Consider the following 21809-nt stretch of genomic DNA (forward strand, 5'->3'; position numbering starts at 1 on the left):
CCCAAATCTTCCGACAACCGGAACGAGGAGGAACGCCACATGACCAAGCCCATCTACGGAGCCATCGTTCTCGGCCTCCTCTCTTTCTCAACAGCCACGGCACAGCAGGCCTCCGATACGGTCGCACCGGAACGGGCGACCGGCACCACCAGCGCCAAGCGCGTCGAAGCCAAGGACTACATGGTCGCCGCCGCCAATCCGCTCGCCGCTCAGGCCGGCCGGGACGTTTTGGCCCGCGGCGGCAGCGCGATCGATGCGATGGTGGCGGTGCAGGCGGTTCTCGGTCTGGTCGAGCCACAGAGCTCCGGGCTGGGTGGCGGCGCCTTCCTCGTCTATTACGACACGTCCTCCGGCCGCCTCACCACATTCGACGGACGCGAAACCGCGCCGATGGAGGCAACGCCCAAGCTGTTTCTCGACGATCAGGGCCAGCCACTGAAATTCATGGATGCCGTGGTCGGCGGACGCTCCGTCGGCACGCCCGGCACGGTGCGGCTGATGGAGGATGTGCACAAGCGCTACGGCAAGGAAAGCTGGCCGTCGCTGCTAAAGCCCGCGATGGGGCTGGCCCGTGATGGCTTTGCCGTCTCGCCCAGGCTGGCATCGCTGATCGCTACCGAAGGCGACAAGCTGAAAACCTACGAGGGAACCCGCAACTATTTCTTCGACGCGGCCGGCGCACCGCTCGCCGCAGGCCATATCCTGAAAAATCCGGCTTACGCGGAAACGCTGGAAACCATTGCAAGCGGCGGCGCCGACGCCTTCTATCGCGGACCGATCGCCGACGATATCGTGAAAACGGTGCGCGGCGCACGCGGCAATCCCGGTGTCCTTTCGCCGACCGACCTTGCGACCTATCATATCAAGCAGCGCGATCCGGTCTGCTTCACCTACCGGGCGCTCGATGTCTGCGGCATGGGTCCCCCCTCTTCCGGCGCTATCGCCGTGAGCCAGATCCTCGGCATTGCTGAAAACTTCGACCTCAAGGGCTTCGGTCCCGACAATGTCGAGAGCTGGCGGGTCATCGGCGATGCCCAGCGGCTCGCATTCGCCGACCGTGAACGGTATGTCGCCGACAAGGATTTCCTGCCGCTGCCGATCAAGGGCATTCTCGACAAGGCCTATCTCGGCGAGCGCGCAAAGCTTCTCGACGGCGGCAAGGCGCTTTCCAGGGATGCGGTGAAAGCGGGCGAGCCGGAATGGGACCACGCGCTGCTGTTCGGCCGCGATGCCGCCATCGAACTTCCGTCGACCAGCCATTTCGTCATCGTCGATGCTCAGGGCAACGTCGTCTCGATGACGACGACGATCGAGAACGGTTTCGGCTCGCGGCTGATGACCAACGGCTTTCTGCTCAACAACGAACTGACCGACTTCTCCTTCAAGACCCATGACAATGGCGTGCCGGTGGCAAACCGGGTGGAACCCGGCAAGCGGCCGCGCTCCTCGATGGCGCCGACGATCGTGATGAAGGACGGCAAGCCGCTGCTTGCGATCGGCTCCCCCGGCGGCAGCCAGATCATCGGCTATGTGGCGCAGGCACTGATCGCCTATATCGACTGGGGCATGCCGGTGGAGCAGATCGTCGCCCAGCCGCATCTGATCAACCGCTTCGGCATTTATGACATAGAGGCAGGAACGAGCGCCGAGCGTTTTTCCGAACCGCTCAAGGCGCTCGGCTATGAGGTGAAGGCGGGCGAAATGAATTCCGGCCTGCACGCGATCGAGATCACCGGGAGCGGCCTGGTCGGCAGTGCCGATCCGCGACGCGAGGGTATTGCAATCGGCGAGTGAGGCGAAGGCGCAAACACGATTGCGAAGTGCTTCCCGGTTGCGCTACGCATCGGATATGACAACGCTTCCCGATTTCCTCCGCATCGACAAGGCCAACCGCCGCGTCTCCCTTGATGGTCGCAACCCGGCTTTCTACAGCGATCCGAACCGTGTCTATGCAGTGCTCCACCTGCACTGTCCGACGTTCTTCTGGGAGGAGCAGAAACAGTGGTTCTTTACCGGGTACGATCACGTCAACGCGCTTTTGCGCGACCGGCGCTTCGGCCGGCAGATCCTGCATGTCGCAAGCCGTGAGGAACTGGGCCTGCCGGAGCCGGAGGCGCATCTGGCCAATTTCGACCTCGCGGAACGCCATTCCCTGCTCGAAATCGAGCCGCCGGAACACACGCGGCTTCGAACGCTGGTCAACCGCGCCTTCGTATCGCGCCATATCGAGCGGCTGCGGCCTGAAATCACCGAGCTTGCGGAAGGGCTTATCGACGGTTTCGAACTGGACGGGAAGACGGAACTTCTCTCCGCCTTCGCCGACATCATTCCGGTTACGATGATCGCCCGCATGATCGGCATTCCCGACGAAATGGGACCGAAGCTTCTGAAATGGAGCCATGCCTATGTCGGCATGTACATGTTCAAGCGGACGCGCGAGGACGAGCATGCGGCCGACAAGGCGGCCAGGGAATTCGCCGACTATGTGAAGACACTGATCGACGAGCGCCGCGCGGAACCACGCGACGACCTGCTCAGCCACATGATCCATACGGAACACAAGGGCCAGCACCTGACCGACGACGAGCTGGTGTCCACAACGATCGTGCTGCTCAATGCCGGACACGAGGCGACCGTGCACCAGATCGGCAATTCGGTTCGGGTGATCCTCGAAAGCGGACTTGCACCCGCGGATCTCTTTTCTGACGAGGTGGCGACCGAGCGGACCGTCGAAGAAACACTGCGCATCTGCGCGCCGGTCCACATTTTTCAGCGCTGGGCGCTGGAGGACGTCGAGATAGACGGCGTCGCCCTGAAGCGCGGCGACAAGGTTAGCCTCATTCTTGCGGCGGCCAATCTCGATCCGGCGAAATTCTCCGATCCACTTGTGTTCAAGCCGGAGCGGAAGGAAGCAGCGAACCTCTCCTTCGGTGCCGGTATCCACTTCTGCATCGGTGCGCCGCTTGCCCGGCTGGAACTCAACATCGTCCTGCCGATCCTGTTCCGGCGCCTACCGGAGCTGCGGCTTGCCGCATCGCCTGCGGTGAAGGATGTCTATCACTTCCATGGTTTGGAGCGGCTGGACCTCGAGTGGTGAGCGCCCGCGACCTTTTCGCTCGATCCCTGCCATTTGCCGCGTTCCGCCGAAAACACATGGCTCGCATGCAGCAAGATCAATTGCTTGCGCGAAACAGTACCGTATAGTTCGCCTCAGGGAGGATCGTTGAATTTAGGGGGTCCATCCGTGACCAGGCGCAAGGCCTCCATTCTGCTGCACAAGAGCCTGCATCGCAGCCGCCTCGCCCAGGTGGGGCTGATCGTCGTGCTGTGGCTCGCCGGCGAAGCGATCTCGCGCAGCACCGGCCTGCCTATACCCGGAAGCGTCCTCGGGCTATTCGGCCTTCTCTGTCTGCTGGCCACCGGCACGATCCGGCTGCAGGCCATGCGTCGCGGCGCCTATGTGTTGCTCGCCGACATGCTGCTCTTCTTCGTCCCCGCCGTGCTTGCTGTTCTCGACCATGGCGAGTTTTTCGGGGTGACGGGCCTCAAGGTGCTTGCCGTCATCCTTGGAGGAACCCTGATGGTGATGTGCATGACGGCACTCGCCGTCGATTTCGGCTACCGGATGATGGTCCGGCTGGAGAACCGTCGTGCCGTCGCTTGAGACGGTTTTCGTCACCGTCTTCTGGTCAGCGGCGACGATTGCGATCTATTTTCTCTCCAAACGCCTCTACAGACGCTGGCCGTCGCTTTGGACGTCGACGCTGGTCATGACGCCGGTGCTTCTGGCCGTGATCGCGCTTTCGCTGCATACGAGCTACAGTGAGTATATCGGTGCCACCCGCTGGCTGATGGCTGTGCTCGGACCGGTCACGGTGGCGTTCGCCATTCCAATCTACGAGCAGCGCGCGATGATCATACGCTACTGGCCGGTGCTGATCTTCGGCATTGTCGTCGGCAGCGGCACCGCGATCCTGACCGCATGGGCGCTCGCCAGCCTTCTGTCGATCGACGGCGCGCTTCGCCTCAGCCTCCTGCCCCGTTCGGTCAGCTCGCCCTTTGCCATGGCAATCTCGCAAAGTATCGGCGGCGTGCCGGACCTGACCGCCCTGTTCGTCGTCGTCACCGGAGTGCTCGGCGCGGTGATCGGAGAGAACCTGTTGCGCTTCCTGCCGCTCAAGTCGTCGCTGGCGCGTGGCGCCTTGTTCGGCATGGGCGCGCATGGCGCGGGCGTGGCCAAAGCCAACCAGATCGGTAGCGAGGAAGGTTCGGTCGCCGGCCTCGTCATGGTGCTGGTCGGCCTCGTCAACGTGCTCACCGCCCCGCTTCTCGCCTATCTGCTGCGTTAGCCGACGCTTGACTTCGGTCAGGCCGCATGAAGCGCGGATCACAGCCGGATGACGTAGTCTTTGCGAGTCGTTTCAACGACTTCCCATATTCCCTTAAAGCCGGGCCTGACGATCAGCCGGTCGCCGGCGCGCAGTTGGATCGGGTCTTTCCCCTCTTCCGTCAAAACGGAGTGGCCGGCGAGAATGTGGAAATACTCCCACTCGTCATAGACGACCCGCCACGTGCCGGGTGTCGCTTCCCAGACACCGGCATAGACGCCACCTTCCGCCTCCTCGACGTTCCAGGTGCGAAATTTCGGCTCGCCTGCGATGACGCGCTCGGGCGCCGGCGCGCCCTCCTCCGGCTCGATGGATGCGAGATCGAAGGACTGGTGGAAAGCGGCTGTCGTCATGGTAGACCCTCTTGCGGCGCATGCTTGGCGCATTGGCAGTGAAGGTGCAGGCTAGCCGGACCCGCTACGCAACCGCAAGCCGGCAGGTCACCGCCGGGCACAGATAGCAATAGAGGTCGGCATCTCAGGCGCGGCGGCGAAGCGGTTCACCGTCCTTGCGCTCGATGCCTTTCAGGACATTGCCGACGGTCGTCAGAAGATTGGCCGCGGAGCATGGTTTGGACAGCCGGTGCGCCACATCCGGCAGGCCGGCAAGATCGCGGGTGCTGCGAGCGGACGACACGATGATACGGATGCGCGGCGCGCATTCGGCCACCATCCTGGCGAGATCGATGCCGTTCAATCCGCCGGGCATGTCGACATCGGTCAACAGCATATCGATTTCTTCATGCTGGCCGAGCTTGCCGATCGCCTCGAGGACCGTTGCGGCTTCCAGAACCGCGTAGCCTGCATCCTCCAATGCGTCGGCCATGGCGAAACGGATCAGCGCCTCGTCCTCCACGATCAGGATCGTCTTCTGCCGAAATGTGTTCATCGCCTCTATCCCTGTTCCATCCATGCGCCATCAACGCACGGCGAATGGAAAGGATTGAGGCAGAGCCTGTGTCAATTCGAAACATGTTTAATAAAATACGAATAAAATTGCCGCCGTCGTTTGCGTGCGGCGGCAATTGTCCGTCAGTCCGCCCATTCCGGGTCGCTGGTGAAGACGATCGTCAGCCAGCGGTCCGGCCCCTCACCGCCGATCGCATCGCCGATCTCGTCGCGGATCGCGTCCCATTCGGATAGATGCCGCGGCGGCAGGTCCGTCGGTGCGATGAAGAACAGCTCGATCTGGCGACCACGGCCGACGCGGGCGACATAGGCGCGGTAGGAAAGAAAGCCGTGACGCTCGACGATGTCTTCCGCGACCTTGTCGACATGGTTCTTCAGTTCCGCCGGCGTCACCAGCAGGATATCGGCCACGGCCTGGCGAACATTGGCGAGCGGCACCGGCGCAATGATCAGGCAGATGAGGGCCAAGGCACCCGGATCGATATAGGGGCTCAGCCATTCAAGCTCGGTTCCCTCGATCGAATGGCCGATGACGAAGGCGATCAGCAGTGCGGAGGTAAGCGCCGCCGTCATCGCCCAGGCCTGGCAGTCGAGCGCGACGAAGCCGGACTTTAGTTCCCTGTTGGCGCGGCGGCAGAACAGCCACATCGCCAGCGACACGATAACCGTGACGATGGTGAAGATGACGGCCGGGCCGAAATCGATCGGACGGCCACCGGCAATCAGGCTGCCGACCGCGCTGATGAAGGCATAGACCGCCGCGCCCATGAGAAGCGTGCCGTTCAAGCCCAGCACCATCGGCTCCAGATGCCAGAAACCGACGCTGAAGCGGTCGATCAGCTTGCCCCTGGCGGTTGGCTCCGCGGCAGTGACGATGAGTTTCGACACCCAGAGCGCCAGCAGCGTCATGAACGCGTCGGTCAGGGAATAGAAGCCATCGAAGACGATGGCGAAGGAGCCGGACAGAAGTCCGACGGTTATGCCGAATGCCGCAAGCGCGGCCGTGACGGCGATGGACAGCCGGAGAAGTGACTGCTCGCTCACGATGATACTCCACCGGAGCGCGGGCCTTCGCCCCCACTCCTTTTCTGATTTTCTTCTCTTGTTGTTATCGCCAAGAGGCGGCGTGCCGATGACAGCGCCGCAGCCGGCCTTAGCGGCCGACCGTGTCGAAAAAATTACATGAGCGTTCCCTATAGAAGGATCAGCTCACCTTTGCCAAGGCCTGTTCGAGGTCGGCAATTATATCCGCCACATCCTCGATGCCGACCGACAGGCGCACGACGTCCGGTCCGGCACCGGCGGCGACCTGCTGGTCCTCGGTCAGCTGCCTGTGGGTGGTCGAGGCCGGGTGGATGACCAGCGAGCGGGTGTCGCCGATATTGGCGAGATGGGAGAAAAGCTGCAGCCCCTCGACAAAGCTCTTGCCCGCCTCATAGCCGCCCTTGATGCCGAAGGTGAAGACGGCGCCTGCACCCTTCGGTGAATAGTGCTGTTGCAGCAAGTGATTGGGGTCGTCCTTCAACCCGGCGTAATTGACCCAGGCGATCTTGGGGTGCCGTTTCAGCCACTCCGCCACGGCCAGCGCATTGTCGCAATGTCTCTGCATGCGCAGCGGCAGGGTTTCTATGCCGGTCAGGATCATGAAGGCATTGAAGGGCGATATTGCCGGGCCGAGGTCGCGCAGGCCCAGAACGCGGGCGGCGATGGCGAAGGCGATATTGCCGAAGGTCTGATGCAGCACGAGGCCGGCATATTCGGGCCGCGGCTCCGACATCATCGGATATTTACCCGATTTCGACCAGTCGAACGTGCCGCCATCAACCAGAATGCCGCCCATCGAATTGCCATGGCCGCCCAGGAATTTGGTCAGCGAGTGGACGACGATGTCGGCACCGTGTTCGAGCGGTCGCAACAGATAGGGGCTTGCCATCGTGTTGTCGACGATGAGCGGCAGACCATGGCGACGGGCGATATCGGCGATGGCCGAAATATCCACGAAAGTGCCGCCGGGATTGGCGAGGCTTTCGATGAAGATAGCGCGGGTCTCGTCGTCGATTGCCGCCTCGAAGCTTGCCGGGTCATCCGTGTCGGCCCAGCGGACATGCCAGTCGAAATTCTTGAAGGCATGGCCGAACTGGTTGATCGACCCGCCATAGAGGCGCTTGGCGGCAACGAAATTGGCGCCCGGCTGCATGATGGTGTGGAAAATCAGCATCTGCGCCGCGTGACCGGACGCGACAGCGAGCGCCGCAGTGCCGCCTTCGAGCGCTGCCACCCGTTCCTCAAGCACCGCCTGGGTCGGGTTCATGATGCGGGTGTAGATATTGCCGAACTGCTGGAGCCCGAACAGGGCCGCGGCATGGTCCGTATCTTCGAAAACGAAGCTTGTCGTCTGGTAGATCGGCGTCGCCCGCGCTCCTGTCGTCGGGTCAGGTGCGGCGCCGGCGTGTACGGCAAGCGTGGAAAAACCGGGATTGAACGGCGTCATGGCATCCTCCCAAAATGAGCTGTTGTAGACTTTTCCCTAGCAAAGCGCGGACGTTGACGCGGATCAAGGAATATCATTCCAGCCGGCGCATCTTTCGGGAAACGGAGGAGGTTTGCATGGGAGGCATGGCATTTACCGACAATTCGACGATCCCGCGGCGGTTTCTGATGTGGTGCGCGAGGGCATGGTCGGCGGCAGCGGAAGCGGAGGAGATCGCCATGCTGGACGACGAGGTCATCCGGCAGATTTCCAAGGACTGCGCGATCGCGCCGGACGATCTTCTGCAACTGGCCAAGGCGGGGCCGCATGCCGCCGACGAAATGATCGAGATGATGCAGGTGCTCGACATCGATCCCGGCGACGTGGCAGCGCTGCACCCTGCACTTTACCGAGAGATGCAGATTACCTGCGCGAAATGCCGCGCCAAGCCGCGCTGTCGGCGTGACCTCGGCTCAGGCGCGGCGGATGCGCATTTCATCCGCTATTGCGGCAACGCATGGACACTCAACGAAATGCGTGCCAGCCCGGATCTTCTGCACCGGTGACCTGTTCGCCTGCCAATGTCAGCCAATGAGGCTCAGCCGACGAGCCGCGGGTACTCGATGGCTGGGCAACGATCCATGACGACCCGTATTCCGGCGGCTTGCGCGCGCTTTGCCGCTTCGTCGTCACGCACGCCGAGCTGCGCCCATACGACAAGCGGTGGCTGCGGCAGGGCGATTGCCTCGTCGACAACAGCGCCGAGATATTCGGGGGCTCGAAAAACATCGACCATGTCGACGGGCTCCGGCACGTCTGCAAGCGTCGCGTAGGTCTGCCGACCCAGTATTTCCTTACCCGCCTGCCCCGGATTGACCGGATACACCACGTATCCGCGCGCAAGCAGAAAACGCATGACGCCGTAGCTCGGCCTGTCGGGTTTCGGAGAGGCACCGACGAGCGCGATCGTGCGCGTCTCCTTCAGGATGCCGGCAATATAATCGTCCGGATAATGGTCGTGGTTCACAGCGCTCTCCCTGCGACCTGTCGGCCGCTTCCTGTTTGTTCGTGCCTACCTACGTCGTGATCCATCTGGCTGACAGTGTACGCACCGACGCAGGCTTAAGGTGTTACGAATATGGTCACATCCTCACGCTCGGCCAATTCCAAAGCCAGCCATACATTGCAGAAATTGTGACTGCTTATTTGTTTCTGGAACATTCCATCTTTGTTCGCGCGAACATTCCGTAAATCTAATATGTTGAATATATTTTCCTGTGCTGCGCCAACAAGTCGGAGGTGGACTGCAAATCACCCGATCCCTATGGCTTGCCGCGCGGACTGGGGGCGCTCGCGGCGCGATCAGGCACCGGCCGCCCCAGATGGAGGCCGGTGGAAAGAAGACTTTGTGTGGTATCCATAAACCACATAGTTAAGACGTTGTTTTTAAACGAGTATTTTTTAAGGTCGCTTATTTCGTCAACTTGACGGTAAAACGGGGCATCTGTATAAGCCACGCAGATTGCGGACCTTCGCTGGGCCGCTTTCTTTTTTTGGCGGTTTCGGCCTCCAATTCAAGCAACAAGAAACGCCCGAGTGCCGGTTTCGGTGGCTCGGGACCAACGAAAGAGAAAACCATGTCTACCTTCGTTCAGAAGCCTGCAGAGGTGGAGAAGAAGTGGGTGATCATCGACGCCGAAGGGCTCGTTGTCGGCCGCCTCGCCACCCTCGTTGCAAATCGCCTGCGCGGCAAGCACAAGGCCACCTACACCCCGCACGTCGACGACGGTGACAATGTCATCATCATCAACGCGGAAAAGTGCGTCTTCACCGGCAAGAAGTACACCGACAAGAAGTACTACTGGCACACCGGTTATCCGGGTGGCATCAAGGAGCGCACCGCACGCGCCATCATCGAAGGCCGCTTCCCGGAGCGCGTTCTCGAGAAGGCCATCGAGCGCATGGTTCCGCGCGGCCCGCTCGGCCGTCGCCAGATGAAGAACCTGCGCGTATACGCCGGCTCCAACCATCCCCATGAAGCACAGCAGCCGGTCGCTCTCGACGTGGCTTCGCTGAACAGCAAGAACGTAAGGAGCGCCTGATAATGGCCGATCTCTCCTCTTTGAAGGACCTCGCGCCGGCTGAAGGCCAGGCACCGGTTCACGTCCGCAAGGTCGATGCGCAGGGTCGCTCCTATGCAACCGGCAAGCGCAAGAACGCCGTCGCCCGCGTATGGGTCAAGGCTGGCTCGGGCAAGATCATCATCAACGGTCGCGACTTCACGGCCTACTTCGCCCGCCCGGTTCTGCAGATGATCCTGCAGCAGCCGCTGGTCGCCGCTGCCCGTTCGGGTCAGTTCGACATCATCGCCACCGTTGCCGGTGGTGGTCTGTCCGGTCAGGCCGGTGCTGTTCGTCACGGCGTTTCCAAGGCTCTCACCTACTTCGAACCGGGCCTGCGCGCCGTTCTGAAGAAGGGTGGCTTCCTGACCCGCGACAGCCGCGTTGTCGAGCGTAAGAAGTACGGTAAGGCCAAGGCTCGCCGTTCGTTCCAGTTCTCCAAGCGCTAATCGCTTACAGAACTTTTTGCATGCGGAAAGGCGGGGCTTTGGCTCCGCCTTTCTTCGTTTTGCGCTATCCGTAGGTTCCGCTGGATTGCGCGCACACAGCCCCGTAGAGCCCCGTGCCGATTTCCTTGTGATCCTCTGATAATTACGATCAAAATTTGTGGTTTGTCCTTCGTTCGAGCTTCGCGGATATGCGCTCTTTTGAAGCCGGAGAATTAGAACCCATGTCTTTACCGACCACGTCCCCTTTCGCCTCCCTGCCCGCGCCGCCCTATTACATCGTCGCCTTCTCCTCCTGTCGCACCGAGGGAGACCATGGCTACGGCAACATGGCCGATGCGATGGTCGAACTCGCCAGCCAGCAACCGGGATTTCTCGGCGTAGAGAGCGCGCGCGGCATTGACGGCTTCGGCATTACCAATTCCTATTGGGCCGATGAGGACAGTATTCGCGCCTGGAAGGCGGTCGTTTCCCACGAGGCGGCGCAGCGACTGGGGCGCGAGCGCTGGTACGAGGACTACCAGGTGCGGATCGCCAAGGTGGAACGCGCCTACGGGTTTAACCGATAGGCGATATCGACGGACAGGATTGAAGATGGCGAGCAAATCGATCGACAACGCGTTTACCGCCAAGGCGTCACGCGGCGCGGCAACCGACCCGACCTATGCGGGCGCGCTTTCCTTCATGCGTCGCCGCTACGGCAAGGATGTCGACGGGGCGGATGCGGTGGTGCTGGGCATTCCCTTCGATGCCGCCGTCTCCAACCGGCCCGGCGCCCGTTTCGGGCCGCAGGCAATCCGCCGCGCCTCGGCGATCTTCGACAACGATCCGCAATATCCGTTTTCCCGCGACCTGTTCGAACAGATGGCGGTGGTGGATTACGGCGATGTTCTGCTCGACTACGGCAACCACCGGAAGACGCCGGGGCTGATCGAGGCGGAAGCCGCCGATATCATCGCGTCCGGCGCGTTCCTGTTGTCGCTCGGCGGCGATCATTTCGTCACCTGGCCGCTTCTGAAGGCCCATGCCGCCAAGCACGGACCGCTGGCGCTCGTCCATTTCGACGCACACCAGGATACATGGGACGACAGCAATGGGGATGATGGCGGCGAACGCATCGACCACGGCTCCTTCGTTGCGCGGGCGGTGCGCGAAGGTGTCATCGATGCGGCGCATTCAGTCCAGATCGGTATCCGCACCCATGCGCCCGACGATTTCGGAATCCGGATCCTGCACGGCTACGAGGTGGAGGATATGAACGCGCAAACGATCGCCGATCTGATCCTCGCCCATGTCGGCGACCGGCCGGCCTATCTTACCTTCGATATCGACTGCCTCGACCCGGCCTATGCGCCGGGCACCGGTACGCCGGTTGCGGGCGGGCCTTCGAGCGCGAAAATCCTGTCGGTGCTGCGCAAGCTCGGTGCGCTGGATATCCGTGGCGCCGATGTCGTCGAGGTGGCGCCGGCCTATGATCATGCCGATATCACCGCCATTGCCGGGGCAACCGTTGCAATGTATATGCTCGGGCTGAAAGCCGAGCGGCTGGCAGCCAGCCGCGACGCTCGTTAAAAAACTGATTCAACACGCTGCTAGAATGATTCACGCGACCGATCCAAGGCGCTGAAAAAACAGGATAAAGGCAATGACAGCAAAGATCTTCATCGACGGCGAACACGGAACCACGGGCCTGCAGATCCGCACCCGCATGGCCGGCCGCCGCGACGTGGACCTGCTGTCGATCCCGGAAGCCGAGCGCCGCAATGCCGCGATGCGTGAGGACCTGCTCAACAGCGCCGACATCGCCATTCTCTGCCTGCCGGACGACGCTTCCAGGGAAGCCGTCTCGATGCTTTCGGGCAATAACAAGGTGCGCGTCATCGACACGTCGACCGCCTACCGGATCGCGCCCGACTGGGCTTACGGCTTTGCCGAGATGGACAAGACGCAGGCGGACAAGATCCGCTCTGCGCGCCATGTCGCCAATCCGGGCTGCTATCCGACCGGCGCGATTGGCCTCATTCGCCCGCTCAGAGCCGCCGGCATCCTGCCCGCCGGCTACCCGGTCTCGGTCAACGCGGTCTCCGGCTATACCGGCGGCGGCAAGCAGATGATCGCGCAGATGGAAGACGCATCGCGGGACGACGCGATTTCCGCCAACAACTTCCTCTACGGCCTCAACCTGAAGCACAAGCATGTGCCGGAAATGCAGGAACACGGCCTGCTCGACCGTGCGCCGCTGTTTTCGCCGTCCGTCGGCCGCTTCGCTCAAGGCATGATCGTTCAGGTGCCGCTCTTCCTTGAAGACCTGAAAGATGGCGCGAGTGTCGAGAACATCCATGCAGCGCTCGTTGCCCACTATGCCGGACAGGACATCGTCACGGTCGTTTCACTGGAGGAGAGCGCCAAGCTTGGCCGCATCGATGCCGAGGAACTGGCCAATACCGACCGCATGAAGCTCTTCGTCTTCGGCACGCCGGGTGGCGCGCATGTCAATCTCGTGGCGCTGCTCGACAATCTCGGCAAGGGCGCTTCGGGTGCTGCTGTCCAGAACATGGACCTGATGCTGTCGGCCTGAGCCTCCAGCCTATTCGGTGATGGAATTATCCGGCGGTGCGCTCAGCGCGCCGCCGTTTCCGTTTCGCGCGGATACTCGCCGAAGAAGGCGCGGAAATGCGCCACCGCAAAGCCGAGCACGATAAGCGCCATGCCCTGATGCGCCAGCGCCATGTCGAGCGGCACCTGCATGACCAAAGTCGTGACGCCGATCACCGCCTGGATGCAGACGAGATTGAAGAGCAGCACGGCGCGGCGGGCGTGGCCGCTGCCCGGCGCCTTCGCCAGCGTGACGATCATGTGCAGCAGCACGGCCGCCAGCAGCAGGTAGGCGCCGCAGCGATGAACGAACTGCACCGTCTTCGGGTTTTCGAACAGATTGATCCACCAGGGGTTCTGGACGAACAGATCACCGGGGATGAGCGCGCCATCCATCATCGGCCATGTCGTGTAGCTGAGGCCCGCGTCGAGACCGGCCACCAGCGCGCCGAGATAGATCTGGAAGAGGACGAGGAAGGCGATCGCGCCGGCAGCCCATTTCGACTTGTCCGTCGGCGCACGGTCCTTCGCATGCGGTGTCAGCCCGCGCATGATCCAGACGCAGGCGGCGAAGATCAGACAGGCGATGACGAGATGCGTCGCCAGACGATATTGCGAGACGCTGACGAGTTTGGTGAGGCCGGAGGAGACCATCCACCAGCCGATGAAGCCCTGAAACCCACCAAGCGCCAGCGTGCCGAGAAGCGGCATGCGGATGCGCTTTTCGATACGGCCTGTCAGCCAGAAAAAGGCAAGCGGCAGGGCGAAGATCAGGCCGATCGAGCGGGCAAGGAAACGATGAGCCCATTCCCACCAGAAGATCTGCTTGAACTCGTCGACCGTCATGCCCTTATTCAAGAGCTGATATTGCGGGATGCGCTGGTAAAGCTCGAATTCCTCCTGCCATTCGGCGGCATTGAGCGGCGGAATGACGCCGTGGATCGGCTTCCATTCGGTGATCGACAGGCCGCTGTCGGTCAGCCGCGTGGCACCGCCGACAAGCACGAGACAGAAGAGCGTGAGAAGCACGAGGCCGAGCCAGATGCGCACGGCCTTGCGGTCACGCCTCAGCTTCTGCGTATCCTGGGTGACATTGAGGACGACTGTGTCTGTTGCCGACATCGCGACTGCTCCTGCCATTCATGGCGGTTGGGCATGGCTGCCGGGCCAGGCCGCATTCGGGGTGTCAGCGGCCCGCCCTTATCTGGGACAACGCGACGCAGCGGCGCATCGTCTCTGGTTTACGCGTTGCTTTGCCTCAAGGTCCCGTGCAAAACAAGCCCCGAGGCTTTGCGGCATGGGGTCGCGGTTGTGTTCATGATCCGGGGGAGGAAACGTGGTTCCGCGTCTGAGAAGCTTTATCGGTACGATCCTGATCATCATTCTGGTGATCACTTATGCGTTGGCGGCCACGACGATCGCAACGCTGACGCTCGCCACCTCTCCCTGGTGGGTGCATTTCCTCTACTTCCTGCTGACCGGCGTCCTGTGGATCCTGCCGGCGATGCTGATCATCAAGTGGATGGCCGGACCGCGCCTGCGCAAATAGTCGTGAGCCACTAATCCCGCCTCCATTTCCACAAGGCCATAAACGCATTGTTTGCGCGCAGCCGTTATTCTGCCGCGCAAACCAAAGGTGAGACATGGCTGCCCCGGCCGATCAGAACATTCGCGACATGCCCGAACCGTCACCGACGCCAGCGACCGGATCGATCGCGCTGGCCGATCTCGACTTTCGGCTGGTTCGCGACATCGCACAGGTCGAAAATGCGTGGCGGCGGCTTGCAGCGCGTGAATGGGCTTCGCTCAACCAGAGCCTCGACTGGTGCCGCGCATGGGTGGATGCGAATGACAACCAACTCGTGGCTCTCACCGGTTCACGAGATGACGAGATCCTCTTCCTGCTGCCGCTCGAGATCGTCGGCGAAGGCTCGGGCCGTGTCGCACGCATGCCGGGCGGGCGGTTCAACAATTTCAATACCGGCCTCTTCGATGCGAGTGTCGCGCCCCTATCGGCCGACGACGCCGACCGTTTCAGGCAGGTGGTGAGCGCCGCGCTCAAGAACACGGTGGACCTTCTCAGCATAGATCAGGTTCCACTCGTCTGGAATGACATTCCGCATCCGCTGGCACCCCTCGTTTCGGTCGAGAACCAGAACCACTCCTTCCAGCTTCCCCTGCTCGGCTCCATGGACGCAACGCTGTCGCAGGTGAATGCCAAGGCGCGGCGCAAGAAGTTCCGCGTGCAGGTGCGCCGGCTTGAGGCCATCGGCGGGTTCGAGCATGTCGTCGCCGAAACGTCGGAGCAGCAGCACGCGCTGCTCGACGCCTTTTTCCGGCAGAAAGGCGAACGGCTGAACGCATCCGGCCTGCCGGATGTGTTTGCGTCCAGTACGACGCGGGAATTCCTGCATCGGCTGCTCGATGTGCCGACCGAAGGCGGCGACCGTTCGCTTGCCATGCACGCGATACGGCTCAAAGGTCCGCATGAGGGCCATCTCGCCGCGATCACCGGCCTGTCGCGCAAGGGCGGGCATGTGCTCTGCCAGTTCGGCTCGATCGACGACAGTATCGGGGCGGATGCCAGCCCCGGCGAATTGCTGTTCTGGCTGGTGATCGAACACTCGATCGCGGCAGGTGCTACAATCTTCGACTTCGGTATCGGCGACCAGCCCTACAAGCGCAGCTGGTGTAACCGAGAAACCGTGCTGCACGACATTCTTGTGGCCGTCAGCCTGCGCGGCCGCCTGCTCGGGCTGAAATACAGGGCGCTGACGAAGGCGAAGACGGCGGTGAAGCGCAATCCGCGCCTCTACGATCTTGTCCAGCGCTGGCGCGCCCGGCACGGAGCGCCGGTTTAAGCCGAACGCCTCAGGCGGCGCTGCGGCGGCGCGTTGGCGGTGACTGGCGGTCTTGCGGCTGCGCCATCACCAGAAGATGCCGGAAGCCGGCCTCGTCGAAGGAAACAACCAGTTCAGCAATATCCTCATCGGCATAGCCGGGAACGGAGAGGATGATTTCGGCCGTATCGCCGCGCACGAGGCGTTTCAAGCTGGCGACATCGGCAGGGCCGCATTCGATCAGGACCAAGTCATAGGCATCCGACAGCGCATCGATGATCATCGTCAGGCGATCGGCGGCGCGCATGGCGCGGGCGGGATCCGACACACCCTGCGGAACGATATGAGCGGTGGACAAGCGGTCGGTATGGATGGCCTCGCCAAAGGCGCTTTCGCCGCAGAGAAGGTCGGTAATACCGGCAAGCCGGTCATGCTCGGCCATCAGCCGCGTCGGGCAGGCCGTGCCTGTCAGGTCGACGAGAATGACGGTGCGACCGGCCTCGGCGACGGCGCGGGCAAGCATGACGGTGGCGGTCGATCCGTCATCGCCGGCCGGAGAAACGGAAACGGCAACCGGCACGGCATTGCGCTGCAGATAGTGCGCGACGGAAGCGATGGAGAAGCTGGTGTCGATCGGCTTCGACGGCTCGACGGGGGCGCTCGCCGCCACGGGCCGGTCCTCGGCCTGTGCAACCGCTGGCGGAGGCGGCATGGAATCATCCGCTTCGGTCAGATTTTGCTGTCGTTGCATCGGCACCGAGCGTTCGACGATCTGCGGTTCAGGCGATGTCTCGGCCGGTGCCGGTACCGGTTCGGAGACCGCCGCAGGTGATATCGCCGACGCGGCCGGTGTCGTGACGGGCGCATGGTTCGGTGCCGGCAAAAGTTCTGCAGGCAAAGATTCTGCAGGCTGGGCTTGTGCAGATGGGGTCTCAGCGAGCGATGCCTCGGCAGGCAAAGGCCCGCTGGATGGCGGCGCAACCACGCCCCTGTCCTCAGATGTGGCCTCCGGCTCGACCTCATCCCGTCTGCCGACCGGGCGGAGCGCGCGGCCGCTGAACAGTTCGGCGACCATGACGATCAGGCAGCTGATGATCAGCGTTGCCAGCGTCACGACGATGACGATCGGAATGACTTTCGGGAAATAGGGTTCGGACGGCTCCACCGCCTGCGAAACGATACGGGCATCGGCAGGCGTCGCATTGATGTCGAGCCTCGACGTCGCCTCGCGGTAACGGGCGAGATAGGTTTCGAGCAACTGGCGCTGGGCCGCGGCCTCACGTTCCAGCGCGCGCAGGCCGACCTCTTCCTCGCCGGCACGGGCGGAATCGGCCTTCAGCGTGTTGAGCTGCGCGACAAGCTGCTGCTCGCGCAGACGCGAGACTTCCGCCTCGCTGTCGAGGCTGCCGAGGATCTTGCGCGTTTCGTTGTCGATCTGCTGGCGGATGCCGGCAAGCTGGGCGCGCAGGCCGCGGATACGCGGGTGCCCTTCCATGAGCGAAATGGACTGGTCGGAAATCTGCGCCTGAATATTGGCCTCTGCTTCCTTCAGCCGCTGGATCACCTGCGAGCTGACGACATCGGCAATCGTATCGGATTCACGGCCGGACTGGAGCGCGGTGCGAACATTCTGCGCCCTCGCCTCCGCATTGGCGCGTTCGGCGCGCACACGCGTCAGTTCGGCGGAAATGTCGTTCAGCTGACGGGTGGAAAAGCTGTTGTTATCGGCCGTCTGGAACAGTCCGTTTTCGGCGCGGTATTCGGCAACCTTGCGCTCGGCATCCCGGACGCGCTCGGTCAGCGAGGCGATTTCCGGCTCCAGCCACTTGGCAGTCTCGGAATGATTTTCGAGCTTGGCGCCGCTCTGCAGCTGCAGATAGACCTCAGCCATCTTGTTCGGTACGGCGGCTGCCAGGACCGGATCGTGGGACGAGAACTCGACCGCGATCACGCGGGAATTCTCAACCGCGTAGACTTCCAGCTTCTCGCGGAATTTGCCAATCACCCGGTCTTCCGGATCGAGCGCCATCGGATCGGGTTTCAGGCCGGTCATGACCAGGAGATCGGGAATGAGCGATGGACGGGACGGATCGAATTCCCTGTGCTGCGTCAGGTTGAGGTCCTGAACGACACGCTTGATCAGGTCCGTCGACTGCAGAAGCTGTGCCTGGCTGGTAATGTTGAGGGCATCGAGCACCGGATCGTTGGCGGCCCCTGCCCCGTCGCCGGGCGTCAGGTTCTGCGAGCGGCTTTCGATCAGCAGCCGTGTCTCGGCGCGGTAGCTCGGCGTCATCAGGCTAGTGGATACCAGAGCGGCAGCGGCCACGAGCGCGGTCACGCCGATGATGCGGGCCTTGCGTGCCCATACCGCTGCGATCACCCGACCGAGATCGATGTCGACATCCTGATTGTTGCCGTTTGCGCCAGACATAACTCAACTCCGCTCTCGCAATCGTGCGGGATGGTAAAGGACTGCGGTAACCTTGCAGTTAATGGCTGTGTATTTTCGGGAATACTGAATTTCCCTTCGGCTTTTACCAGCCATTAACCCTAACACATCCATAACATCGTGACTGACGTGAATAAGCCGGAGCCTCGCGGGACATGGTCCTCGACCGAATTGACAAAGTGCTGGCCAGAAAGACGCTTGCGACCGCCCTCGTGGCAGCTGTCGCGGCCTTGAGCGGCTGCGCTTCGCCTGCGCCGACGAAGGGGTTCGAATCAACCGCGATGCAGGCCTACCGGCTCGACAGCGGCGACCGCCTGCGCGTCACCGTTTTCGAACAGCCCGGCCTCAGCAATACCTACACGGTCGATCAGGCCGGCTATATCGCCTTTCCGCTCGTCGGACAGGTTGCCGCACGCGGCCAGACCCTGCCGGCGCTCGAAGGTTCCATCGCCAGTCGCCTGAAGCAGGGCTATCTGCGCGACCCTGACGTCAGCATCGAGATCGACCGCTACCGCCCGGTCTTCGTCATGGGCGAAGTCGGCCGGCCCGGCCAGTATTCCTATGTCCCCGGCATGACGGCGCAGCATGCCGTGGCAATTGCCGGCGGCTTTACCTCGCGCGGCTACCAGAAGGATGTCGACGTCACCCGCAAGATCAACGACCAGACCGCGACCGGCCGCACCGTCATCACCGCACCGATTCTCGCCGGCGACACGATCTATGTGCGCGAACGGCTGTTCTGATCGGTATGTCGCTTGATCATGCAGCCCGGCCCTCCCCTGCGCATCCTGCACTGCTTCCGCAACCCGATCGGCGGCATCTTCCGCCATGTGCGGGATCTGGTGGAAGAACACAGCGCGGCCGGCCATCAGGTCGGCATCCTCTGCGACAGTTCCACGGGCGGCAGCTACGAGGACGCCCTGTTCGAGGCCTTGAAGCCGCGACTGGCGCTCGGCCTGACGCGCCTGCCGATGCAGCGATCGATTTCGCCGTCGGACATGATCGCTCTTGCCAAGAGCTATCGTCATATCAAAAGTTTGCAGCCGGACATTCTGCACGGACATGGCGCCAAGGGTGGCGCAGTGGCCCGCATGATCGGCTCAGTGTTGCGGGTTGGTAAGTCTCGCGTCGCCCGCGTCTATTCCCCCCATGGGGGCAGTCTCCACTTCGACCAGACCTCGCCCTCGGGCAAGGTCGTGCTGAAGCTGGAGCGTTTCCAGGAAAATTTCAGCGACGCCATCGTCTTCGTCTGCGATTACGAGCGGCGCACCTATGAGGCCAAGGTCGGGCGTCCCCGTCCGCATTGGCAGGTCGTCTATAACGGCATCCGCGAGGCGGAGTTTTCGCGCGTGGAGACGCTGGCCGACGCAGCGGATTTCCTTTTCATCGGCATGATGCGCGACATGAAGGGGCCGGATGTCTTCATCGACGCCTTTGCCCGCACAGAGCGCCGCCTCGGCCGACCGCTTTCCGCCCTCCTGATCGGCGACGGCCCCGACGAGGACAAATATCGGGCCCTTCTGTCCGAACTCGGACTATCACGCCGTATTCGCATGATGCCGGCCATGCCTGCACGGCAGGCCTTTGCGCTGGCGAAGACGGTCGTCGTACCGTCTCGCGCGGAAGCCATGCCCTATATCGTGCTCGAAGCGCTGGCCGCCGGGAAGCCCGTCATAGCATCGCGTGTCGGCGGCATTCCCGAAGTGCTGGGAGAGGCAAGCGCTGCACTGGCTGCCCCCGGCAATGCCGAGGATCTTTCACGCATCATGGTGGCGGCAGCGACGGAAGAAAACTGGCGTGAACGCACCATGCCGAAGCCGGCCGCTTTCAAATCCGTGTTCTCGACATCGGTCATGGCAGGTGACATGCTGGGCCTCTACCGGGAGCTTCAGACCGCGGCCAACGCAGCCCGCTAAAGGCTTCCTTAGCAACTTGACCCTATGATGTTCCATCGATGACCTCCCTGTCGGCGCGCGGGGGAACAGGGGCCGATCAATGAACGATTTTGACGATCCGGACGACCTTGACCTGGACGCACTGCGTCGCAAGGCAGCCGAGATGGCGTCCACCAAAAGCGGACCGGGAGACGCATCCGCCAAGACGGAACTCAATCCTTTCGCCCGCCAGATCGCCGAACAGTTTCGCGACAGCAATTATTCGCCGACGATGCTGATCGGCCAGTTCCGGCTGTTCGAGCTCGCCTCGATCATGCTGATCGGCACCGTCGTCAGCTATTTCATGGCGCCGCCGCCGGAAGGCAACGCGCTCGGCCGCTTCGTCGTTCTGGCCGTCGGTGCAACGCTGACCGTGCTTCTGTTGCAGCTGGTCGATACTTACCTGATCCCGGCAATCCGCGCGGCGCGGCGCACTGCCAAGCGTGTGGCGATCGCCTGGATCGTCGGCTTCTTCAGCACCTATGCGGCGATCTCGATTGCCGAGGGTGCGTTCTTCCCGATCCATGCTGCCATCGTCTGGCTGCTGGTCGGCCTCGGCTTTCTGCTCGGCGAGCGGCTTGCGACCGCCTTTGCGATCCGCAACTGGGCGCGCAACGGCATCATGGAACGCCGCGCCGTCATCGTCGGCGGTGGCGAGCCTGCCAAGCACCTGATCCGCCAGCTCGAACAGCAGCCCGACAACGACATCCGCATCTGTGGCATCTTCGACGATCGCGGCCGCGACCGTTCGCCGACCGTTGTTGCCGGCTATCCCAAGCTCGGCACATTCACCGAACTCGTCGAATTCGCCAGGCTTGCCCATATCGACATGCTGATCATCGCGCTGCCGGCCAGCGCCGAGGCGCGCATCCTGCAGCTGCTGCGCAAGCTGTGGGTCCTGCCGGTCGATATCCGTCTGGCAGCGCACGCCAACCGGCTGCGCTTCCGGCCACGCTCCTATTCGCATGTCGGCGCGGTGCCGATGTTCGATCTTTTCGACAAGCCGATCCGCGACTGGGATTCGGTTGCCAAGCGCGTCTTCGACGTCGTCTTCTCGGTCATCGGTATCGTTACGCTATGGCCGGTGATGCTGGCGGCGGCAATTGCGGTGAAAACGACGTCGCAGGGGCCGGCGCTGTTTCGCCAGAAGCGCCATGGCTTCAACAACGAAATCATCGACGTGCTGAAATTCCGCTCGATGTACACCAACATGAGCGACCTGACGGCGGTCAAGGCCGTCACCAAGGGCGATCCGCGCGTCACGCCGGTCGGCCGCTTCCTGCGCAAATCCTCGATCGACGAGCTGCCCCAGCTTTTCAACGTGTTGAAGGGCGAGCTTTCACTGATCGGACCGCGCCCGCATGCGGTGCAGGCCCAGACCGGCGACCGCAAATATGTCGATGTCGTCGAAAGCTATTTCGCCCGCCACCGCGTCAAGCCCGGCGTAACCGGCTGGGCGCAGATCAACGGCCTGCGCGGTGAACTTGATTCGGATGAAAAAATCCGCGCACGGACGCAATACGACCTCGACTATATCGAGAACTGGTCGCTGCTTTTCGATCTCAAGATCCTGCTGCTGACGCCGATCAGGCTGCTGAATACGGATAACGCGTATTGAAGACGGCGGCGCTTGAACAACGGGCGGAGCGCCCCTCGACA

At 62.4% G+C, this 21809-nt stretch carries 22 protein-coding genes; 15 read left to right on the forward strand and 7 right to left on the reverse strand.

Translation table 11 applies throughout. The annotated features are described in order from the left end of the window. The first annotated feature begins 39 nt into the window (after positions 1–39). The 4 genes from ggt to AC0JZ4_RS17085 all read left to right on the forward strand — a co-directional run bounded on the left by ggt (position 40) and on the right by AC0JZ4_RS17085 (position 4349). Positions 40–1794, forward strand: a complete 1755-nt coding sequence (gene ggt / locus AC0JZ4_RS17070) for a gamma-glutamyltransferase (RefSeq protein ID WP_471887508.1) — start codon at positions 40–42, stop codon at positions 1792–1794. A gap of 55 nt (positions 1795–1849) precedes the next feature. Further along, the gene (locus AC0JZ4_RS17075) at positions 1850–3097 is read left to right on the forward strand and encodes a cytochrome P450 (RefSeq protein WP_471887509.1); all 1248 of its coding nucleotides are present in this window, start codon (positions 1850–1852) and stop codon (positions 3095–3097) included. Positions 3098–3244: 147 nt separating this feature from the next. After that, on the forward strand, positions 3245–3664 hold the full coding sequence (locus tag AC0JZ4_RS17080; protein WP_471887510.1) for a CidA/LrgA family protein: 420 nt from the start codon (positions 3245–3247) through the stop codon (positions 3662–3664). Then, positions 3651–4349: an LrgB family protein gene (locus AC0JZ4_RS17085; protein ID WP_471887511.1), complete on the forward strand. Its 699-nt coding sequence runs from the start codon at positions 3651–3653 to the stop codon at positions 4347–4349. Before AC0JZ4_RS17080 ends, AC0JZ4_RS17085 begins: the two co-directional genes overlap by 14 nt. A gap of 38 nt (positions 4350–4387) precedes the next feature. Here the strand turns inward: AC0JZ4_RS17085 and AC0JZ4_RS17090 are convergent, their stop codons facing one another. From AC0JZ4_RS17090 to AC0JZ4_RS17105, 4 genes are all read right to left on the reverse strand, one after another. After that, positions 4388–4741 carry a cupin domain-containing protein gene (locus AC0JZ4_RS17090; RefSeq protein ID WP_471887512.1) on the reverse strand — a complete coding sequence of 118 codons (354 nt, stop codon included), beginning with the start codon at positions 4739–4741 and terminating at the stop codon, positions 4388–4390. Positions 4742–4865: 124 nt separating this feature from the next. Continuing rightward, the gene (locus AC0JZ4_RS17095; RefSeq protein WP_471887513.1) at positions 4866–5276 is read right to left on the reverse strand and encodes a response regulator; all 411 of its coding nucleotides are present in this window, start codon (positions 5274–5276) and stop codon (positions 4866–4868) included. Positions 5277–5419: 143 nt separating this feature from the next. Further along, on the reverse strand, positions 5420–6340 hold the full coding sequence (locus tag AC0JZ4_RS17100) for a cation diffusion facilitator family transporter (protein ID WP_471887514.1): 921 nt from the start codon (positions 6338–6340) through the stop codon (positions 5420–5422). Between the two features lie 160 nt (positions 6341–6500). Then, the gene (locus AC0JZ4_RS17105) at positions 6501–7787 is read right to left on the reverse strand and encodes an O-acetylhomoserine aminocarboxypropyltransferase (RefSeq protein WP_471887515.1); all 1287 of its coding nucleotides are present in this window, start codon (positions 7785–7787) and stop codon (positions 6501–6503) included. A 116-nt stretch (positions 7788–7903) separates the two neighbouring features. Between AC0JZ4_RS17105 and AC0JZ4_RS17110 the strand changes: the two genes are divergently transcribed. Beyond that, a complete protein-coding gene (locus AC0JZ4_RS17110) occupies positions 7904–8332 on the forward strand; it encodes a DUF6455 family protein (protein ID WP_471887516.1) in 429 nt (142 codons plus the stop codon). A gap of 32 nt (positions 8333–8364) precedes the next feature. Here the strand turns inward: AC0JZ4_RS17110 and AC0JZ4_RS17115 are convergent, their stop codons facing one another. Then, positions 8365–8793, reverse strand: a complete 429-nt coding sequence (locus AC0JZ4_RS17115; protein ID WP_471887517.1) for a CoA-binding protein — start codon at positions 8791–8793, stop codon at positions 8365–8367. A 610-nt stretch (positions 8794–9403) separates the two neighbouring features. On the opposite strand from AC0JZ4_RS17115, the gene rplM reads away from it, so the two are divergent. The 5 genes from rplM to argC all read left to right on the forward strand — a co-directional run bounded on the left by rplM (position 9404) and on the right by argC (position 12910). Further along, positions 9404–9868, forward strand: a complete 465-nt coding sequence (rplM, locus tag AC0JZ4_RS17120; protein ID WP_471887518.1) for a 50S ribosomal protein L13 — start codon at positions 9404–9406, stop codon at positions 9866–9868. Positions 9869–9870: 2 nt separating this feature from the next. Then, positions 9871–10335 carry a 30S ribosomal protein S9 gene (gene rpsI, locus AC0JZ4_RS17125; RefSeq protein ID WP_471887519.1) on the forward strand — a complete coding sequence of 155 codons (465 nt, stop codon included), beginning with the start codon at positions 9871–9873 and terminating at the stop codon, positions 10333–10335. Positions 10336–10556: 221 nt separating this feature from the next. After that, a complete protein-coding gene (locus tag AC0JZ4_RS17130; RefSeq protein ID WP_471887520.1) occupies positions 10557–10901 on the forward strand; it encodes an antibiotic biosynthesis monooxygenase family protein in 345 nt (114 codons plus the stop codon). A gap of 25 nt (positions 10902–10926) precedes the next feature. Next, on the forward strand, positions 10927–11904 hold the full coding sequence (gene speB, locus AC0JZ4_RS17135; RefSeq protein ID WP_471887521.1) for an agmatinase: 978 nt from the start codon (positions 10927–10929) through the stop codon (positions 11902–11904). A gap of 73 nt (positions 11905–11977) precedes the next feature. Continuing rightward, positions 11978–12910, forward strand: a complete 933-nt coding sequence (argC, locus tag AC0JZ4_RS17140) for an N-acetyl-gamma-glutamyl-phosphate reductase (RefSeq protein ID WP_471887522.1) — start codon at positions 11978–11980, stop codon at positions 12908–12910. A gap of 41 nt (positions 12911–12951) precedes the next feature. On the opposite strand, the gene AC0JZ4_RS17145 is transcribed toward argC, so the two are convergent. Next, on the reverse strand, positions 12952–14049 hold the full coding sequence (locus AC0JZ4_RS17145) for a COX15/CtaA family protein (RefSeq protein WP_471887523.1): 1098 nt from the start codon (positions 14047–14049) through the stop codon (positions 12952–12954). A gap of 214 nt (positions 14050–14263) precedes the next feature. Here AC0JZ4_RS17145 and AC0JZ4_RS17150 point away from each other — a divergent pair, with 214 nt between their 5' ends. Next, positions 14264–14476, forward strand: a complete 213-nt coding sequence (locus AC0JZ4_RS17150; RefSeq protein WP_471887524.1) for a DUF2842 domain-containing protein — start codon at positions 14264–14266, stop codon at positions 14474–14476. 94 nt (positions 14477–14570) lie between these two features. Next, the gene (locus AC0JZ4_RS17155) at positions 14571–15788 is read left to right on the forward strand and encodes a GNAT family N-acetyltransferase (protein ID WP_471887525.1); all 1218 of its coding nucleotides are present in this window, start codon (positions 14571–14573) and stop codon (positions 15786–15788) included. A gap of 10 nt (positions 15789–15798) precedes the next feature. Here the strand turns inward: AC0JZ4_RS17155 and AC0JZ4_RS17160 are convergent, their stop codons facing one another. Then, positions 15799–18198 carry an exopolysaccharide transport family protein gene (locus AC0JZ4_RS17160; RefSeq protein ID WP_471887526.1) on the reverse strand — a complete coding sequence of 800 codons (2400 nt, stop codon included), beginning with the start codon at positions 18196–18198 and terminating at the stop codon, positions 15799–15801. A gap of 173 nt (positions 18199–18371) precedes the next feature. Here AC0JZ4_RS17160 and AC0JZ4_RS17165 point away from each other — a divergent pair, with 173 nt between their 5' ends. The 3 genes from AC0JZ4_RS17165 (at position 18372) to AC0JZ4_RS17175 (ending at position 21768) form a co-directional block, all read left to right on the forward strand. Then, on the forward strand, positions 18372–18959 hold the full coding sequence (locus AC0JZ4_RS17165) for a polysaccharide biosynthesis/export family protein (protein WP_471887527.1): 588 nt from the start codon (positions 18372–18374) through the stop codon (positions 18957–18959). An 18-nt stretch (positions 18960–18977) separates the two neighbouring features. Continuing rightward, positions 18978–20132, forward strand: coding sequence for a glycosyltransferase family 4 protein (locus AC0JZ4_RS17170; protein ID WP_471887925.1), 1155 nt, complete (start codon positions 18978–18980; stop codon positions 20130–20132). A gap of 79 nt (positions 20133–20211) precedes the next feature. Continuing rightward, the gene (locus tag AC0JZ4_RS17175; RefSeq protein ID WP_471887528.1) at positions 20212–21768 is read left to right on the forward strand and encodes an undecaprenyl-phosphate glucose phosphotransferase; all 1557 of its coding nucleotides are present in this window, start codon (positions 20212–20214) and stop codon (positions 21766–21768) included. Positions 21769–21809 lie beyond the last annotated feature (41 nt).

The sequence above is a fragment of the [Rhizobium] kunmingense genome (assembly GCF_977018605.1).